The sequence below is a fragment of the Paraburkholderia strydomiana genome, from assembly GCF_046030495.1.
GTDB classification, from domain to species: Bacteria; Pseudomonadota; Gammaproteobacteria; order Burkholderiales; family Burkholderiaceae; genus Paraburkholderia; species Paraburkholderia strydomiana_A.
The window spans coordinates 199,184-216,088 of sequence record NZ_JAQQCJ010000005.1; the positions used below are offsets into that span (position 1 = coordinate 199,184).

The window sequence follows — 16,905 nt, forward strand, 5'->3', positions numbered from 1 at the left end:
GGGTCCGTTTAGCCCGATCAGGCGCTGACGCCGATCAGGCGCAGCGCGATCGGATACAGCGAGAACACGAGCAACAGCGCCATCGCCACGTTGAAGATGCGCAAGCGCTTCGGGTCCGCCAGCACCTCGCGCATCGCGGTGCCGAAGCCGGCCCACAGGCAGATGCACGGAAAGCCGATCACGTAGAAGATCACCGCCATCGCGACGGCGTTCATGCTGTAGCTCTCGCTGAGATGGATCGTCGTGGCGGCGGTCAGCACCATCATCCATGCCTTCGGATTGACCCACTGGAACGCGATCGCCTCGTGAAAGCGCATCGGCCGGCGCTCGCCCGATTTCACCTTCAACTCACCCGACGTGCCGATTTTCCACGCGAGGTACAGCAGATACGCGACGCTCGCGACTTCGAGCACCGTGTACAGCACGGGGAAATGGACGAAGGCTTCGCCGAGACCGATGCCGACCGACAGCATCAACAGCACGACGCCGAGACTGATGCCGGAAAGATGCGGCAGCGTGCGGCGAAAGCCGAAGTTGACGCCCGAGGCGAGCAGCATGGTGTTGTTCGGGCCGGGCGTGATGGTGGTGACGAGCGCGAACAGAATGCCGGCGGGCAGCGCACTGAGAGTGAAGTAAGACATGATGGCTCCGGTGTCGGCGAGAGGACGGTGGAGTACATTCTAGCGAGGTGAGCCGGTACAGTACCGGTACGGTTTGGGGGATGAAGGCCGGTACGATCAACCGGGTCGCGCCGGTGAGCGCCACCATCAGGACCGCAGGTAATGAGCCGCCCGCCATGCCGATGGCGACCAAGGTGCATGAGCCGGAGGATCGGCTCATGCACCCACCGCCAGCCCAGCGCCACGCCCACCCAGATCGCGACGAGCCCACCGACGATGAAGAGCGCAATCCGCGTGTGCAACACGAGCACTGCATCGGCCGGCCAGATCGTGGTGTCGTTCGCTCCGCACTTGATACAGATCAACAGCAGTACCGCACCGCGCAGCACATTAGTTGATGTGTGTGGCGCGCGTCCATCCAACGTCCCACGCGTTTCCATACGGACCGTACGCGTCGTAATACGCGCCATACGCTCGCCTCATCCCGCCGGAGTCGCAGCCATGAACCCCATTCCCCGAAAGGTCGTCATCATCGGCGCCGGCATTGCTGGCCTGTGCGCCGCGGTTCATGCGCGCAAGTGCGGATACGCTGTCACCGTGTTAGAGCAGCACGAACGTCCCGGCGGACTCGCCACCAGCTGGCAGCGTGGCGTCTATACGTTCGACGCTTGTCTGCACTGGCTGCTCGGGTCGAATTTGCACGACCCCACGCACGCGTTATGGCGCGAAGTGTTCGATATCGACCGCCTGCATTTCGTCTACCCGGAAGAATGGATGCGTGTAGAAAGCGAAGACGGAAATAGTCTGTCCATCTACTCGAATCTCGAGCGCCTCGAAGCGGAGCTGCTGCAGCACGCACCGCAGGACGAGGCACAAATCCGCCAGTTCATGCATGCCGTTCGCAGCCTGTCACGCACGATCCTGGAGTAACACGGCGTGTTCCATTGTTCGTGCCTCAGGCAAGCACGCCACGAACGGCAAATCTCAACCGCCGCGACGTGAATTTGCGCTAGCACACCGGGTGGGACGAATGCCGCAACTTTGCGCCAGGCGGAAAGTCGGTCGTGGAAGCCAGGTGCTTCATTGCATCGAGGGTGGCAAGCCACTCGCAACGGCGCGGGCCGCCGCGTTACGAGTCAGGATTTCGCGCGGCCTCACGATCCCAACTCCGCCGGATGAACACACGCGGGATGAACGCCAGTTGCATACTGCTGATCCGGGCACAAAACACCGACCACGCCGATAGCGTGACCGGACCATCACAGTAGCGACAGTCCATCACGGCACCCGCGCGTTTCTCGCAGCCAGCGCGTCCTACATCCCCCAACGCAACGACGGCGTATGGACCGGGCTGTCCCAGTGGCGTGCCATTTCGTCGTCCAGCACACATAATGTAATCGACGCGCCCGCCATCTCGAGTGAAGTCGTCAGCGCACCCACCTGGGCCCGGCCGACCTTCAGGTCGCGTTGCTGAAGCCATGCGTGCGTCGAATTGAAGAGCAGGTAAAGCTCGCCAAGCGGTGTTCCACCAAGGCCGTTGATCAGCACCAGCAATTCAGCTCCGGCTTGGGGCTTGAGGTCGTCGACGATCGCTTTGAGCAGCTCTCCCGCAATCGCATCGGCGCCTGCGAACTTTGCGCGGCGCCGGCCCGGTTCACCGTGAATGCCCACGCCCACTTCGATTTCGTCGTCGCCAATCTTGAACGTCAGCGTTCCCGCGGCCGGCACGGTGCAACTGCTGAACGCTACACCCATCGACGCGGTACGCTTGTTGATCCGGTCACCGAACGCCTTGCACTGTTCAAGGTCGGCGCCGCTTTCGGCCATGCTGCCTACCAGCTTCTCAACGATCACCGCGCCGGCTACACCACGCCGTCCGGTCGTGTAGCTGGAGTTTTCCACCGCCACGTCATCGTTGATCAGCACCATCGCGTTCGGGATCTCCGACATCTCCGATGCCATTTCGAAGTTCATCAGATCACCTGAATAATTCTTCACGATGAATATCACACCCGCACCGGTATCGACAGCGTCGGCGGCGGCCATCATCTGATCCGGCGTAGGTGATGTGAAAACTTGACCGGGACAGGCTGCGTCGAGCATTCCATAGCCCACAAAACCGGAGTGCAACGGCTCATGCCCCGACCCGCCTCCCGATATCAATGCCACTTTGCCCGGTTGGAGCGTCTTGCGACGCACATACAATGGTTCGTTGTAGAGTACGACCAGGTCGCTATGCGCGGATGCAAATCCCGCCAGACTTTCAGTGAGGAAATCGTCGACGTGGTTGATGAATTTTTTCATGGCCTGGTCTCCCTTCACGCCCAGTTGCGCGCCAGATGCGCGCATACGGCGGTGATCATGATCTGACTCGAACGCGCACCAGGGTCGATATGACCGCGCGAGCGTTCGCCCAGAAACGATGCCCGCCCTTTGGTCGCGAGCATATCGCGGGTGGCGAGCATGTTCCGCTCGGCCACCTGCGGCAATTCTTCCAGCACGGTTGTTCGCAACGTAGGCGATGCGATGGTCGCGAGCTCCTTAAAGCGCGCGGCAACGGGAATCAGCACGTCCATCATTGTCTTGCTGCCTACGCCCGTCTTACCTCGCTGTCCGACCGCTTCGACGCCCGCTGCGAACATGAGCGCGGTGCCAGCAACATCCAGCGGATTGTTTGCCGATGCTTTCGCCATCCCGTTCAGCAACGAAAAGAATAGCGGCCCGGATGATCCGCCGACCGTCGACAGCACCTTGTTCGCTGCGAGTTCCAACGCGGCCCCTAATGTTTCCGCTTCGATGTCCGCACGCACTGCGAGCAAGGCCTCCATGCCGCGCAGCAGATTGAAGATGTGATCGCCATCGCCAATCTGCTGGTCGAGTACGGCGATTTCGTCCATGTGCTCTTTCAGCGCTGCATATGCGGCGTCGATACACTCCATGACCGTTTTGCCGTTCATGTCGGGATCCTCCTGCCGTCTGCACGGAAATATAAAAGGCTGCGAGTGGGCAGCGACACGCCCACCGACTGCCCGGGGCTGAAGTTGCGCTCGGCCATCATGGTCGCCACAACCGGGGTTCCAGCGCGCTCCAGAATCAGCAGATGACGCAGCGGTGAGTATTCGAGCACGTTCAGCTCGAGTGCATCGCGTGCATGATGGGTGCCGGGTGCATCACGCGCGTCGCCCTCGTGCAGCACCACGTCTTCAGGACGAATCGCCACGGTCGCGGTGCCGGCCGGCACCGCTGCCGAATCGAACAGCGTGGGCGGCAGCAGGTTGATCGGCGGCGAGCCGAGCCGCTGCGCCGCGCTCAATGAAACCGGATTGCCGTAGACCTCGCGTGGCGTGCCGAGCTGCACCAGACGGCCGTGTTCAAGAATGCCGATGCGGTCGGCCAGGGTGGTGGCCTCCACCTGATCATGCGTGACATAGAGAATGGTCGCGCCAATCGTACGATGCAGCCGCTTCAACTCGATACGCAATTCCTCACGCAGTTTTGCATCGAGCGACGACAGCGGCTCGTCCATCAGAAACACTTTCGGCTCGCGCACGAGCGCGCGCCCGATCGCGACGCGCTGCATTTCGCCGCCCGACAGATGCGTTGCCATGTTGTCGAGCTTCGCTTCCATATGCAGCATCTGCGCGACCGCATGCACGCGCGCGCGGACCTGTTCCTCGCTGCTGCGACGACGTGGCGAACGAAGCGGAAACGCCAGATTGCCGAACACAGTCAGATGCGGATACAAAGAGTATTGCTGGAAGATAAACGCGACGTCGCGATCGGAGGGATGCATGCCGGTGGCGAGCGCTCCGTCGATCAGCACGTCGCCGGCATCGGGGCGTTCCAGTCCCGCGATCAGCCGTAGCGTAGTGGTTTTGCCCGCGCCGCTCGGTCCGAGCAGCACGACGAATTCGCCGTCTTTCACGTCGATCGACAGATCGTCCACCGCTACGATGTTGCCGAAGCGCTTCGATACATTGCGTAGCTGGACTTCAGCCATGACCGACTCCGTTGACAGAAAGCGTGGAAGCAGCGCCCGGCAGCAGGCGCTCAGTAGTGGCGTCATAAAGCAGCGTGCGTTCTTTCCGAAACGACAGACCGACGCTCGTGCCCGCGGCAACACCATCGTCTTTGCTGGCGCGCACGCGCACGACGCCGAGCGCGGTTTCAACCGCCAATACCTGGTGCGAGCCAAGGTATTCGTCGGCGATCACGTGACCGCGCAGCGGACCGTGCTCGCCGATCACGACGTGCTCCGGTCTGATTCCCAGCAACACGCGCGCGGCACCGGCATCGCAACGCGGCACGGACACCGCCGCGCCATGCAGGCTCACCTGCTCCTGGCCCGCCATCACCGTCCCGTCGGCGCGCAGGAAATTCATGGGTGGACTGCCGATGAAGTTGCCGACGAACACTGTCGCGGGGAAGTGATAAATCTCATGGGGTGAGGCCGCCTGCAGCACTTCACCCTGATTCATCACGACGATATCGTCCGCCATGGCCATCGCCTCACTCTGGTCGTGTGTGACGTACACCGTCGTGGCGGCGAGCGCGTTGTGCAGCTTGCGCAGTTCCAGACACATCAGTTCACGAAAGTCCGCATCGAGCGTGCCCAGCGGTTCGTCCATCAAGAATGCTTTCGGTTGCCGCACGATCGCGCGGCCGAGCGCCACGCGTTGCCGGTCGCCACCGGACAGGCCGCCGGTCTTGCGATCGAGAATGTTCTCGATGCGCAACATATGTGCCGCCGCATCGACCCGGGCGGCAATTTCGCTGCGCGATACGTGTTCGTTCTTTAGCGGAAACGCGATGTTATTGCGCACCGTCATATGTGGATACAGCGCAAACATTTGGAACACGAAGGCAATATCGCGTTGCCGCGCGCGCAACGCAGTGACGTCCTCACCATCGATCAGGATCTGCCCGGAAGTCGGTAGCTCCAGCCCCGCAATCATCCGCAGCGTTGTGGTCTTGCCGCAGCCTGACGGTCCGAGCAGCACGACGAAGCGTCCCGCGCCGATGGTCAGGCTGGTGTCGCGCACCGCGACAAAATCGTCGAAGCGCTTGTGGAGATGAGCGAGAACGATCGTGGACATGGTTCAGTCCGGAAAATGGCTGGTGACGACGAACGCGAGCGCGCCGACCAGAAGGACCGGAAACGACCAGGTGAAGAGCGTCAACGAAAACGGCTGCACAAGCATCGCCACACCGAAGCCGATCAGTACCGTCGACGCACCCTCGCTGTAAGTGCGACGAAACAGCCGGCGGTGCGTCGGAATGACTTCGCGGTTCATTTGCGCACGGCTCCGAAGGTGATGCCCCGCAACAGATGCTTGCGCAGCAGAACGGTGAAAAAGAGAATCGGCAGCACGAATAATGTTGTCGCTGCCGCAACGGCCGGCCAGTCCTGACCGCCTTCTCCGATGATGAACGGAATGAATGGCGGCATGGTCTGCGCATCGCCGCTTGTCAGCAGCGAAGCAAACGCGTACTCGTTCCATGCAAAGATCAGGCAGAAGATCGCTGTGGCGGCAATGCCCGTCATCGCTTGCGGCAATACCACCTTCACGAAGGCCTGCAAACGCGTGTAACCGTCCACCAGCGCAGCCTCTTCATACTCGCGCGGGATCTCGTCCATAAAACCTTTGAGCAGCCACACCGCTAGCGAGACATTCACCGCTGTGTACAGCACGATCATGCCGACATAGCTGTCGCTCAAGCCCAGAGCGCGATACATCAGGTAGATCGGAATGGCGACTGCAATGGGCGGCATCATCCGTGTGGAGAGAATGAAGAACAGCAGATCGTCGGACAGCGGCACCTTGAAGCGCGAAAACGCGTATGCCGCCAGCGTGCCGAGAAATACCGCTAGAAACGTCGAACCGAATCCAATGACAAGCGAATTCATGAAGCGCGGCAAAACCTTCGAAGGTCCGGCGATCACCATGTTGCGCTTGCGTACCTCACGTTCATACCAGGTCCGCGCGGGCGGCAGGCTCGCAATAAACTCAGGTGTCTGCCGCGAGCGGATCGTCAACAGGTTCACATAGCCTTCCATGGAAGGCTGAAACAGCACGACGGGCGGATACGCTATCGCATCTTCCTGCGTTTTGAAGCTCGTCAGGAAGATCCAGACCATCGGTAACGTAGCAATCAGTGCATACGTGATAACGATCGCAGCCGCGAAGCGCCTGGCGCGCGGAGACGATGCCACCACGGAATGTTGTGTCGTAGTCGCTCTCATCGCTGTTTCATCCGGTTAAGCGCCTTCACGTAAATATTCGCCGCACCGAATACCGTCACGAACAGGATGATTGCAAGCGCGGACGAATAACCGGTCTGCCACTTTTCGAACGCGGCACGCTTGAGCGTGATCGATACCGTTTCCGTTACCGAGCCTGGACCGCCCGATGTCAGCAGGTTCACCATATCGAACATCTTGAAGTTTTCGATGCCGCGAAACAGTACCGCGAGCATCAGGAACGGCATGGTCATGGGCAACGTGATCGACCAGAACTGACGCCACGGCGTCGCGCGGTCCACTTCCGCTGCTTCGTAGATATAGTCGGGAATTGAACGCAAGCCCGCCAGGCAGATGAGCATGACGTACGGTGTCCACATCCACGTGTCGACGATCACGATGGTCCACGGCGCGAGCGCTACGTCGCCGATCATCTGGAACGACCCCGGCGGGATGCCGGTGAAGAAGCTGACGATATCGTTGAAAAGCCCCGTCTGCGGTTGCAGCAGGAACGTCCAGAAGTTGCCCACTACCGCAGGCGACAGCATCATCGGCAGCAGAATTAGCGTGGTCCAGAAACTATGTCCGCGGAACTGCCGGTTGATCAGCAATGCAAGGCCGAAACCCAGCAACACTTCCAACCCGACCGACCAGAATACGAAGCGCGCCGTCACCTGCATCGCGTACCAGATGTCTTCGTCGGTCAGGATGTCGACATAGTTGTCGATGCCGACGAAACGCGCCGGCACACTCGGCATGTTCGACTTGAAGTTGGTGAACGACAGTCGAAGCGCCCAGATCAACGGGAAGATGTTGATCGCGAGCAGCAGCAGAATGGTCGGAAGAATGAAGAGCCACGCGATGGCTCGATCCGACAGTCCACTTAGCCGCTTCGCGATGCGCGTTGACGCACCCGCTTCGAGACTCGCGGGAGAAAAAGGCTTATCTGCCAACATGCCTGGCTCCTTTAAGCGGACCGGAGACAGCCGGTTCAGCCGTCGCCGGTCCAGTCAAGTCCAGCTAAAAGCTAATACTTTCCTTCTTGCTTGAAGACCTTGGTCCAGTCTTTCACCAGCAGATCCAATGCATCTTTGGCCGTGCCCTTATCGGCCACCACGTAGTCGTGCACGCGCTTCTGCATGTCGAGCAACAGTTCGGCATATGCGGGCTCTGCCCAGAAGTCTTTGACGATTGCCATCGACTTCAGGAACGCGGGTGCGAACGGCGCGCTGTTCGGAAAGTCCGGTGCGTCGACCACTGATTTGGCCGCCGAATAGCCGCCCAGTTGCCACCATTTCTTCTGCACGTCAGGCTGCGCAAACCACTTGATATATTCGAGCGCGTCTTCTTTATGGTCCGAGTAGGAGACGACCGAGATGCCTTGTCCACCCAACTGCGTGTATTGCTTCATCTCTCGCGGATTGACGAAGAAGCCGATTTTGTCGCCACCGACATTCGGGTCTTTATAAAGCCCCGGAAAGAACGCGAACCAGTTCATCTGCATCGCCACCTGACCCGACTTGAACGCGTCGAGCCCTTCCTGCATGTAGGCGTTGGTCATGCCCGGCGCCGTGCAGCATTTGTAGAGCGCTTTGTAGTATTCCAGCCCTTTCACCGCGCCTGGCGAGTTCACGAAGCCATCGAGGTGATAGGGCTTCCTGGGATCCTGATACTCAAAGCCGAAGTTGTACAGGGCGTTGGTCACGCCCATCGTGATCCCCTCGGATCCACGCTCCGTGAAGATATACACGCCATAGACCGTCTTGCCGTCGATCTTTCGACCCTGGAAGAATTGCGCAGTCTGCTTGAGTTCATCGAGCGTAGTGGGCGGCGCGAGCTCACGGTTGTATTTCTGCTTGAATTCCGCGCGCAACTCTGGACGCGCAAACCAATCCTTACGGTAGGTCCATCCGACCGCGTCAGCCATCGCGGGTAAGGCCCAATAGTTCGGCGTATTCTTCGGCCACTCCGAATATCCCACCACGGTTGCCGGCACGAAGTCGTCCATCGAAATCTTGTTCTTGGTGAAGAAGTCGTTGAGCTTGACGTAATGTCCATTGACCGCTGCGCCGCCGATCCACTGACTGTCGCCAATGATCAGGTCACACAGCTTGCCGTGCGAATTGAGTTCATTGAGGAAGCGGTCGGCATAGCTGGTCCACGGTACGAACTCGAACTTCATTTTGATGCCGGTCTTGACCGTGAAATCCTTCGACAGTTCGACCAGTGCATTGGCGGGATCCCATGCCGCCCAGCAGAGTGTCAACTGCTTGTCCTGTGCGTGCGCGCCCGTTGCAGTGCCGAGCCCCAGCGATATGAGGGTGGCCGCCACTACCCTCGCTGACGTTAGACGTACCATGTCTCTTCTCCTTGTCTTTCTCGGGTCTCCAACCTGATGACATTCAGCGCCCATGCGCCGGGCACCGCATTTCGGCTCTGGCAGATCAGAAGTCGGTCCGCGTGTCGCGAGCGTCAGGCATGCGCATTCTCACGAAGATAAATCCGGGTTTCCGGCGTGGGGATGGCAAGCGCTCCCCGGACGTCGTTAAGAAAATTAATCGCGGCGAGCCCGGCCCAATGAACAATGCCGCGCACGTCCTGATCGAGTATCACGTCGATCGCACGTTCCGATAGTTGGGTGCGGGTCTCCGCAGTGCATTCGTGGCCGATCAGGACGAGGTGAGCCTTGTCGCCGGACTCCTGCAGTGCCGCTGCAATGCCGGAAATGCCGCCGCCCGTCACATACACGCCGACCAGGTCCGCATGGCGTGCACTTAAGCCCTGCACGGCAAGACCGGCGCCGTCGTCGTCTTCAGTGAAGTCCGGTTCGGCGACCCAGCGCAGGTTGCGGAAGTCCTCCTCCAACACTTGCGAGAAGCCGGTGCGCCGTTCCACCTGATCATGCAGACGCGACGATCCCGATAGCACGGCAACAGTGCCGAGCTTCGCGCAAAGGAAGCGTCCCATCAGTAGTCCTGCCGTGCGTCCGGCAATCCGGTTGTCGACACCCACGTACGCGGCGCGCCGGCTCGCGGGTAAATCGGAGAACACTGTGACGACTGGCACGTGAGCGTCGCTCATCTCTTCGATGAGACGCTCAACCCACGGATAGTCGAGAGGTGCGAGAACGAGCGCGTCGTGGTCGATCACTTCAGCGGCGAAAGCCGCGGTCTCGCGTTGGCTGGAAAAATCGCAGCGGTAAAACGAAGGGGTGATGCGGTGCTCGCGAAAGAAGCTGGCGGACAGCGCGATATCGCGCTCGACGTGATCGAGGAAACGGGAGTTCACCTGCGGCAGCACGAACGCGACCCGGAATGAGCTGACCTTTACCGGCCGGCCGCGGCTCGCCCGCTCATCACGCAGATTCGCGAGTGCAAGATGCACGCGTTCAGCGGTTTCCGGACGCACAGCCTGATCGTCGCGCAGGACACGATCGACCGTGGCCACGCTGACGCCAGCCCGACGCGCAATCATCGTACGAGTAGCCGGCATGGGTCTCCTCCGGTGCCGAGCGAAGAATTGTTTTGTTTTAATGAAGGTAGTTTTTTCTAAAAAAAATGCAAGCTTTTTCTCCGTGAAAAAAGCGTCATTGTTTTGATGGACGGAGTGGTCCCTAAGTGCAACGGACGACGCAGCAGGCCCAGAGATCGCGAATCGCATGGGGAGTCGATGGCGTGCGGCGGCGACTAGCGCCCGAAGAGAACCCCGGCCAACTGCGTACGGTCAGCGGTGGTAGTCGATCTCCGCAGGCACCCACGACGTTTCAACGGTGGCGTGAACGAGGCATTTGAAGTCATCGCTTACCGCGTCTAAAGCAGTGACGCCACGGAGATTGGTGGCGATGTCGGGCGGCGAGCGAGTCTGAAGCAATGAAGTGCTCGCGTGTGCTTTTGGCCGCTCTATCGAGTACAGCACGCTGCGGATGGGGCAGACGTGACTCACCGACGAAGAGCACACCCCCGGATCACCGCAAGGAAAGGCTCTTCATGTGCATGAAGCGTGACGTTAGCTGGCCAGCTACAGTGACCGCTTTGCGTTCGTCTTCGCCCATTCATTGTGACGGGGTGAGTGTCGCTTGATGGCCGAACTGAGCCCGACGACGACTGGTTGAATCCGCAGTGGCGTGCTGCCGATCGCAGCTTGGCGAGGATTGAAGCAGCGCACGCCCATTGCATCAGGCGCTACCCGGCCAATTACGGCCGTTGGGTTCGTGTACCCAATGTGCGCTCGAACGTCCCTTGCGCATCGGAAAGACATTGAGCGGGAGCAAGACATGTCGTTTCTCTAGCGTGTGCGCTTGTCTGATGTAAAGACAAATTCCTGCCCGAGAACGCAGCCCGCTCGCGAAGCGAAGCTTATAGAGCTCGGCCCGGGTGGCCTTGATGCGTCAGATAAGAGCGTTGCTGGCCGCGGCCGTGCGGCCGCGCAGCCAGTTAATGCTCGCAAAGAGCAGCACTGCAAACACGATCAGCATCGTCGCCACGGCGAGGATCGACGGGTCGATCGAGTCGCGAATGCCGCTCCACATCTGCCGCGGCACGGTTGTTTGATCCGGGCCGCCAATGAACAGAATGACGATGACTTCGTCGAACGAGGTCGCGAAAGCGAAGACGCTGCCGGTCGCGACCGCCGGCGTGATGAGCGGCAAGGTCACACGTCTGAATGTGACCCAAGGCGTCGCGCCGAGCCCGGAAGCGGCGCGCAACAGACTCTGATCGAACGAAAGCAGTGACGCCGTCACGGTGATCACGACGAATGGCGTGCCGAGCGCCGCATGCGCCAGCACCACGCCGGGATACGAGTTCACAAGGCCAAGCGGCGCGAAGATCAGATAGAAGCCCGCGGCAACGACGACGATCGGCACGATCATCGGCGAGATGATGATCGGCATGATCAGCGAGCGTAGCGGAAACTGCGTGCGCGAAATGCCCAGTGCGGCGAGCGTGCCGAGACACGTGGCGATCAGCGTCGACGCCGTGCCGATGCCGATGCTATTCAGAAGCGAGCGCCGCCAGTCCGCGCTCGTGAGTGCCTGTTCATACCAGCGCAGCGAAAAGCCCTGCAACGGGTAGGAGAAGTACGAGCCTGAATTGAACGAGAGCGGGATGATCGCGAGAATCGGCGCGATCAGGAAGAACAGTACAAGCGCCGTATGCAGCCGCACCCAGCGGCCGGCGATGCGCTCCGTCAGCACCTTGTTGCGTTGATCTGGCATGTCGTTTCCTCGTCGTGTCCGCGTGTTTCAACCGAGTTTCAACCGAAGCGCAAGCGGTCGATGCCGACGATGCGGTTGAACAGGAAATAGAAGATCGCCGTGAAGATCACGAGATAGGCTGAGAGCGCACCGGCGAGGCCCCAGTTGAGTTGCGTGTTGGTCTGTATCGCGATGAGCTGGCTGATCATCTCGTCGCCTGCGCCGCCGAGCAGCGCGGGCGTGATGTAGTAGCCGAGCGCGAGCACGAACACGAGGAAGCAGCCCGCCCCCACGCCGGGCAGCGTCTGCGGCATGTAGATCCGGACGAACGCGATGAACGGGTGCGCCCCAAGCGATTGGGCGGCCCGTACGTACACGGGCGATACGCTTTTCATCACCGAATAGATCGCGAGAATCATGTAGGGCAGGAGCACATGCGTCATGCCGATGAGCACGCCTGCGCGGTTGAAGATGAGCGGCAGCGGATGGGTGGCGAGACCGAGACCCATCAGCAGGCTGTTGATGACGCCGCCCGGTTGCAGCAAAACGTACCACGCGGTTGTGCGAACGAGCACCGAAGTCCAGAACGGCACGATCACCAGGAGCATCAAGCGGTTGCTGGTTTTCGCGGGCAGGTTCGCGAGCAGCCATGCGACCGGATAGCCGAGCACAAGGCACAGCAGCGTGACCGTGGCGCTGATAGAGATCGTGCGCACGAACGCCTGCCGATAGACGGAAGCGTTGTCCGGCACGAACGCGACTGAGCCTTGCGGTGTCACGTGCGCATCGACGGCCGCGAGCAGATAGTCCGGCGTCGGCGACATGGCGGCGCGCTTCAGCAGACGCCAGGTCTCCGGCGAATTCCAGCGTTCGTCGAGTTCAACGAGCGCCGGTTTCCACGCGGGCGGCGCATCGGCGGGCAGCTGGCGCGCGGTGCGCATCAACAGGCTGCGGAACTCAGCCTGATCGAAGTTCAGCCGCCGCGCGACGGTGCCGAGTTGCCCGCTTTGCTGCGCCTCCCTGAGCCCCGCGGCGAGCAGGGCGAACATGCGCTCGTCCGGCACGCCGCGCCCGTCCCATGCATCGAGCGCGCGCGTGAGCGCGGGCATGCTGTCGGGCACCTCGTGATTTTCCACGCTGCGCGCGAGCAGGAGCGCGATCGGCGCGATGAACGTCGAAAGCAGAAACACGATCAGCGGCAGCGCAAGCAAAAGCGCCTGCACCGACGCTCGGCGGCGCGCCTTTTGAAACGACGCGCGGCCGTCGGCTCTCGTCGGAGAGCCCGAGGCCGTGGCTCGGGCCGAAGCGGGCATGTGACTAGTCAAGTTGGGCTCTCGTCGGACGATGGTGTTACTGCGTCAGCCACACCTGGAATCGCTTATTGATCTGGTCCGCGTTGTCGGCCCAGAAGTTCGCGTTGATCTGCAAGGCGCGCTTGAAGTTCTCGGGTGCGGTCGGCAGATCGGCGAGGCGTTGCTTGTCGATAAGCGCGATGGCGTCCTTGCGCGGCGGCGCGTAGGCGATGTATTTCGACAAGTCCGCATACGCCTTCGGCTGCGAAGCGGAGACGATGAATTTCGCGGCGGCGTCGGCGTGCTTCGCGCCCGTCGGAACGGCCCACCAGTCGAAGTCGTAAACTTGCGCGTCCCAGACGGTCTTGAATGGCTTGTTGTCCTTCTTCGCGGCGTCGGAAATGCGGCCGTTGTAGGCCTGCGTCATCACGACCGCGCCGTCTGCGAGCAACTGCGGTGCCTGGGCACCCGACTCCCACCACACGATGTTCTGCTTGATCGTGTCGAGCTTTTTGAACGCGCGATCCACGCCGGCGGGCGTAGCGAGCACCTTGTAGACATCTTTCGGAGCGACGCCGTCCGCAATCAACGCCCATTCCATCGTGACCTTCGGCGACTTGCGCAGGCCGCGCTTACCGGGGAATTTCTGCAGATCGAAGAAGTCGTTGACGGTGGTCGGAGCGGTCTTCAGCTTGCTCGTGTCGTACGCGTAGACCGTGGACCAGACCATGCTCGCAACCGCACAATCGCTGATCGTGCCGGGGATGAAGTCGCTCGTCTTGCCGAGCGTCTTCTTGTCGAACTTCTGCAGCAGGCCCTCGTCGCAGGCGGTGATCGCATCGTTCGTTTCGAGGTCGATCAGGTCCCACGTGGTGTTCTTCGCCTGCTCCATCGCGGAGAGCTTCGCGAGGCCGCCGTCATACGATTCGGTCGAGAAGCCGATGCCGGTGGCTTGCGTGAACGGTTCGAAATAGGCCTTCTTTGCCGCGGCTTCGTATGCACCGCCGAAGGTCACGACGGAGAGCGTCTCCGCCGCCTGGGTGGTCACGGTGGTGAAAGCGGCTGCGACGAGTACTGCGAGTGCGACGCTTTGTGTTTTGATGAGGGTGCGCATGTCAGTTGGCTCCTGCGGGTGCGGTCGTGATGATGGAAGGTGAGAGCGGTGTGGAAGCGTGGATCACGGGCGCGCTGCGCGGCGCGCTCATCGCGAGAATCTTGCAGTCGTCGTGGCGCCACGCGATCTCGATCGCGCTGCCCGGCGAAGGCAGCGCATGGCGCTGCGTATTAGGCACTTTCACGACAAAGGAATCGCGCGAACCGAGCGCGAGGTGCACGCGATGGTGATCGCCGCAATACACCAGTTCCTGGACGTGTGCGCGCACCACGTTGCTGTGTTCGTCGACGGACGCGCCTTCGGCGCTCGGGATATGCGCGCGTTCGGGGCGCAGCGCGAGCATCGCGTCGTCGCCCACGCGCAGGCCGGGTTCGCAGCGGCCACGAATGACGCTGCCATCCGAGAGCGCAAGCGTCGCCCACTCCTCGCCGGCAGTGACAACGCGCCCGGTCAAGCCGTTATTCTCGCCGACGAAGTTCGCGACGAAGGCGTTCTGCGCGTTCTCGTAGAGTTCGCTGGGCGTGGCGGCTTGCTGAATACGGCCATCGGAGAACACGGCGACGCGGTCCGACATCGTCAGCGCTTCGGCCTGATCGTGCGTCACGTAAACGATCGTGAGCGACAGCTCGCGATGCAGGCGCATGATCTCGTATTGCATGGTTTCGCGCAGGCGCTTGTCGAGCGCGCCGAGCGGCTCGTCCATCAGCACGACGCTCGGCTCGAACACGAGCGCGCGCGCGAGCGCCACGCGCTGCTGCTGTCCGCCGGAGAGCTGTGCGGGACGCCGGTTTGCCAGATGCGGCAGTTCGATCATCTCGAGCGCACGCTTCACGCGCGTCTTCTGCTCAGCGCGGCTCACGCGCCGCACGGACAGTGGAAACGCGACGTTCTCCGCAATCGTCAGATGCGGAAAGAGCGCGTAGTTCTGAAACACCATGCCGATGTCGCGCTGATGCGGCGGCTTGTCGTCGAGCCGCCGTCCGTCGAGGCGTATCTCGCCGCGCGTGGGCGATTCGAATCCCGCGAGCATCATGAGCGTCGTCGTCTTGCCCGAGCCGGACGGACCCAGCAGCGACAGGAATTCTCCCTTGCGCACGTCGAGGTTCAAGTCATCGACGACGTATTGGGCGCCGTCGTACGATTTGCTCACGCCCGAGAACGAAATGAAGGAAGGGTTTGACATCGTGATCGCGTCCTGTCGATGGTGCGTCGTAATCAATGCGCGCCGAGCTGCGTTGCGGCGATTTTGCTAGCGACATAGCGCGCGAAGTCATAATTGGGGCGTTCGAGAGGGCTCAAGTGACCGGGCTTCGCGAGCGGCGCGTGCACGCCGCGAAACACGGCTTGCACGCCGCGTTTGTCTTCCGCGTTGACTTCGTCAAGCAGCTTCTTCAACGTCGTCATATGCGCATTGGCCTCGGGATCGGCGATGAACTCCGGCGCAAGCCCGCCGCCGAAGCGGATATGCACGCGCTCCACGCCTTGAGGCTGCAGCACGAGATACCAGAAGTAACCCGGCGTAAGTGTGACGAGATGCGTCGGGTAGATCGCGAGCAGCGCCGTGGTCTTGCGCCAATGTCCCGTGAGGCGCGTGTTGTCCGGATGCGCGTTGCCGATGGGCAAGGACGCTTCCTTCGTGATCCAGTGATAGTTGAAGGCGGGATAGCCGGGCGGGCATTCCATCTCCTCGAGCCGTGAATGCGGTCCTACCGTCGCGCGATGCAGCATGGGCAGGTGGTAGCTTTCCATGAAGTTTTCCGCGAGGATCTTCCAGTTCGTGTCCCACACGTGCTCTTCATAGAAAGTTTCGATGTAGTCCGACATGCCGTATGCGCCGATGAGCTCGCTCAGTTCGGCGAGCTGCGTGTGAACGGGCGGCGGGTTTTCGTCGAGTGTCACATAGATCCAGCCTTGCCATTCGTCGCAGCGCACGGCGGGCAGCTTGTAGCTTTCCTTGCAGAAGCCCTCTTGCCGATCCATGAGCGGCGCGCCTTGCAGCGTGCCGTCCAGCGAATAGTTCCACGCGTGATAAGGGCAGACGATGCGACGTACGTTGCCGCGTCCTTCGAGCAGAACCGACATGCGATGCAGGCACACGTTCGACATCGCCTTGAGTTGCATCTGTTCGTCGCGCAATACGACGATCGGTTGCGCTCCGATCCGCGCCGTCATGTAATCGCCGGGCACTTTGAGCGCACTGGCCCGGCCGACGCATTGCCATTCACGCTCGAAGATGGCGCGCTCTTCCAGTGCGAGGAATTCGGGCGACGTATAGACGCCGGGCGGCATCGCATGCGCGTCGCCGAATGGACGTTCGCAACCCGTCTGCAGTTCGTCGACAAGTGCTTGCACTGCGATCGTCCTTACCGGGTTGGCCATGGTGTCCCCTTGATTCGTCACGGTGAGAGCGCGGCGACGCAAGGCTTTGCGGCGCGGCGTTCAAC

Annotated in this window: 17 protein-coding genes; 2 read left to right on the forward strand and 15 right to left on the reverse strand. The window is 61.2% G+C overall.

Features of this window, described 5'->3' with window-relative positions; translation table 11 throughout:
• Nucleotides 1-17 precede the first annotated feature (17 nt).
• Entirely contained in the window at nt 18-641 is a 624-nt protein-coding gene (locus PQQ53_RS09410) for a LysE family translocator (protein ID WP_408139246.1), read from the reverse strand.
• Between the two features lie 80 nt (nt 642-721).
• On the opposite strand from PQQ53_RS09410, the gene PQQ53_RS09415 reads away from it, so the two are divergent.
• Complete coding sequence (locus tag PQQ53_RS09415) at nt 722-1,018, forward strand: hypothetical protein (RefSeq protein WP_408323809.1); 297 nt, start codon at nt 722-724, stop codon at nt 1,016-1,018.
• Between the two features lie 103 nt (nt 1,019-1,121).
• A complete protein-coding gene (locus PQQ53_RS09420) occupies nt 1,122-1,550 on the forward strand; it encodes a phytoene desaturase family protein (RefSeq protein WP_408323811.1) in 429 nt (142 codons plus the stop codon).
• A gap of 384 nt (nt 1,551-1,934) precedes the next feature.
• Here the strand turns inward: PQQ53_RS09420 and dhaK are convergent, their stop codons facing one another.
• From dhaK to PQQ53_RS09490, 14 genes are all read right to left on the reverse strand, one after another.
• The gene (gene dhaK, locus PQQ53_RS09425) at nt 1,935-2,924 is read right to left on the reverse strand and encodes a dihydroxyacetone kinase subunit DhaK (protein WP_408323812.1); all 990 of its coding nucleotides are present in this window, start codon (nt 2,922-2,924) and stop codon (nt 1,935-1,937) included.
• Between the two features lie 14 nt (nt 2,925-2,938).
• Nucleotides 2,939-3,577, reverse strand: coding sequence for a dihydroxyacetone kinase subunit DhaL (gene dhaL / locus PQQ53_RS09430; protein WP_408323814.1), 639 nt, complete (start codon nt 3,575-3,577; stop codon nt 2,939-2,941).
• Nucleotides 3,574-4,620, reverse strand: coding sequence for an ABC transporter ATP-binding protein (locus PQQ53_RS09435; protein WP_408323816.1), 1,047 nt, complete (start codon nt 4,618-4,620; stop codon nt 3,574-3,576). The genes dhaL and PQQ53_RS09435 overlap by 4 nt, the downstream gene beginning before the upstream one ends.
• Nucleotides 4,613-5,716 (reverse strand): ABC transporter ATP-binding protein, encoded by a 1,104-nt coding sequence (locus tag PQQ53_RS09440; RefSeq protein ID WP_408323818.1) that lies wholly within the window; start codon nt 5,714-5,716, stop codon nt 4,613-4,615. Before PQQ53_RS09440 ends, PQQ53_RS09435 begins: the two co-directional genes overlap by 8 nt.
• 3 nt (nt 5,717-5,719) lie before the next feature.
• Nucleotides 5,720-5,914, reverse strand: a complete 195-nt coding sequence (locus PQQ53_RS09445) for a hypothetical protein (RefSeq protein ID WP_408323820.1) — start codon at nt 5,912-5,914, stop codon at nt 5,720-5,722.
• The gene (locus PQQ53_RS09450) at nt 5,911-6,864 is read right to left on the reverse strand and encodes a carbohydrate ABC transporter permease (protein ID WP_408139234.1); all 954 of its coding nucleotides are present in this window, start codon (nt 6,862-6,864) and stop codon (nt 5,911-5,913) included. The genes PQQ53_RS09445 and PQQ53_RS09450 overlap by 4 nt, the downstream gene beginning before the upstream one ends.
• On the reverse strand, nt 6,861-7,817 hold the full coding sequence (locus tag PQQ53_RS09455; protein ID WP_408139233.1) for a carbohydrate ABC transporter permease: 957 nt from the start codon (nt 7,815-7,817) through the stop codon (nt 6,861-6,863). The genes PQQ53_RS09450 and PQQ53_RS09455 overlap by 4 nt, the downstream gene beginning before the upstream one ends.
• 71 nt (nt 7,818-7,888) lie before the next feature.
• Nucleotides 7,889-9,220: an ABC transporter substrate-binding protein gene (locus tag PQQ53_RS09460; RefSeq protein ID WP_408139232.1), complete on the reverse strand. Its 1,332-nt coding sequence runs from the start codon at nt 9,218-9,220 to the stop codon at nt 7,889-7,891.
• A 113-nt stretch (nt 9,221-9,333) separates the two neighbouring features.
• On the reverse strand, nt 9,334-10,353 hold the full coding sequence (locus PQQ53_RS09465) for a LacI family DNA-binding transcriptional regulator (protein WP_408323902.1): 1,020 nt from the start codon (nt 10,351-10,353) through the stop codon (nt 9,334-9,336).
• An 895-nt stretch (nt 10,354-11,248) separates the two neighbouring features.
• A complete protein-coding gene (locus PQQ53_RS09470) occupies nt 11,249-12,076 on the reverse strand; it encodes an ABC transporter permease (RefSeq protein WP_408139230.1) in 828 nt (275 codons plus the stop codon).
• A 38-nt stretch (nt 12,077-12,114) separates the two neighbouring features.
• Nucleotides 12,115-13,368 (reverse strand): ABC transporter permease, encoded by a 1,254-nt coding sequence (locus PQQ53_RS09475; protein WP_408139556.1) that lies wholly within the window; start codon nt 13,366-13,368, stop codon nt 12,115-12,117.
• A 37-nt stretch (nt 13,369-13,405) separates the two neighbouring features.
• Complete coding sequence (locus tag PQQ53_RS09480) at nt 13,406-14,461, reverse strand: ABC transporter substrate-binding protein (RefSeq protein ID WP_408151924.1); 1,056 nt, start codon at nt 14,459-14,461, stop codon at nt 13,406-13,408.
• Nucleotide 14,462: 1 nt separating this feature from the next.
• Complete coding sequence (locus PQQ53_RS09485) at nt 14,463-15,644, reverse strand: ABC transporter ATP-binding protein (RefSeq protein WP_408323822.1); 1,182 nt, start codon at nt 15,642-15,644, stop codon at nt 14,463-14,465.
• A 32-nt stretch (nt 15,645-15,676) separates the two neighbouring features.
• The gene (locus tag PQQ53_RS09490) at nt 15,677-16,840 is read right to left on the reverse strand and encodes an SRPBCC family protein (protein WP_408323824.1); all 1,164 of its coding nucleotides are present in this window, start codon (nt 16,838-16,840) and stop codon (nt 15,677-15,679) included.
• Between the last annotated feature and the right edge of the window lie 65 nt (nt 16,841-16,905).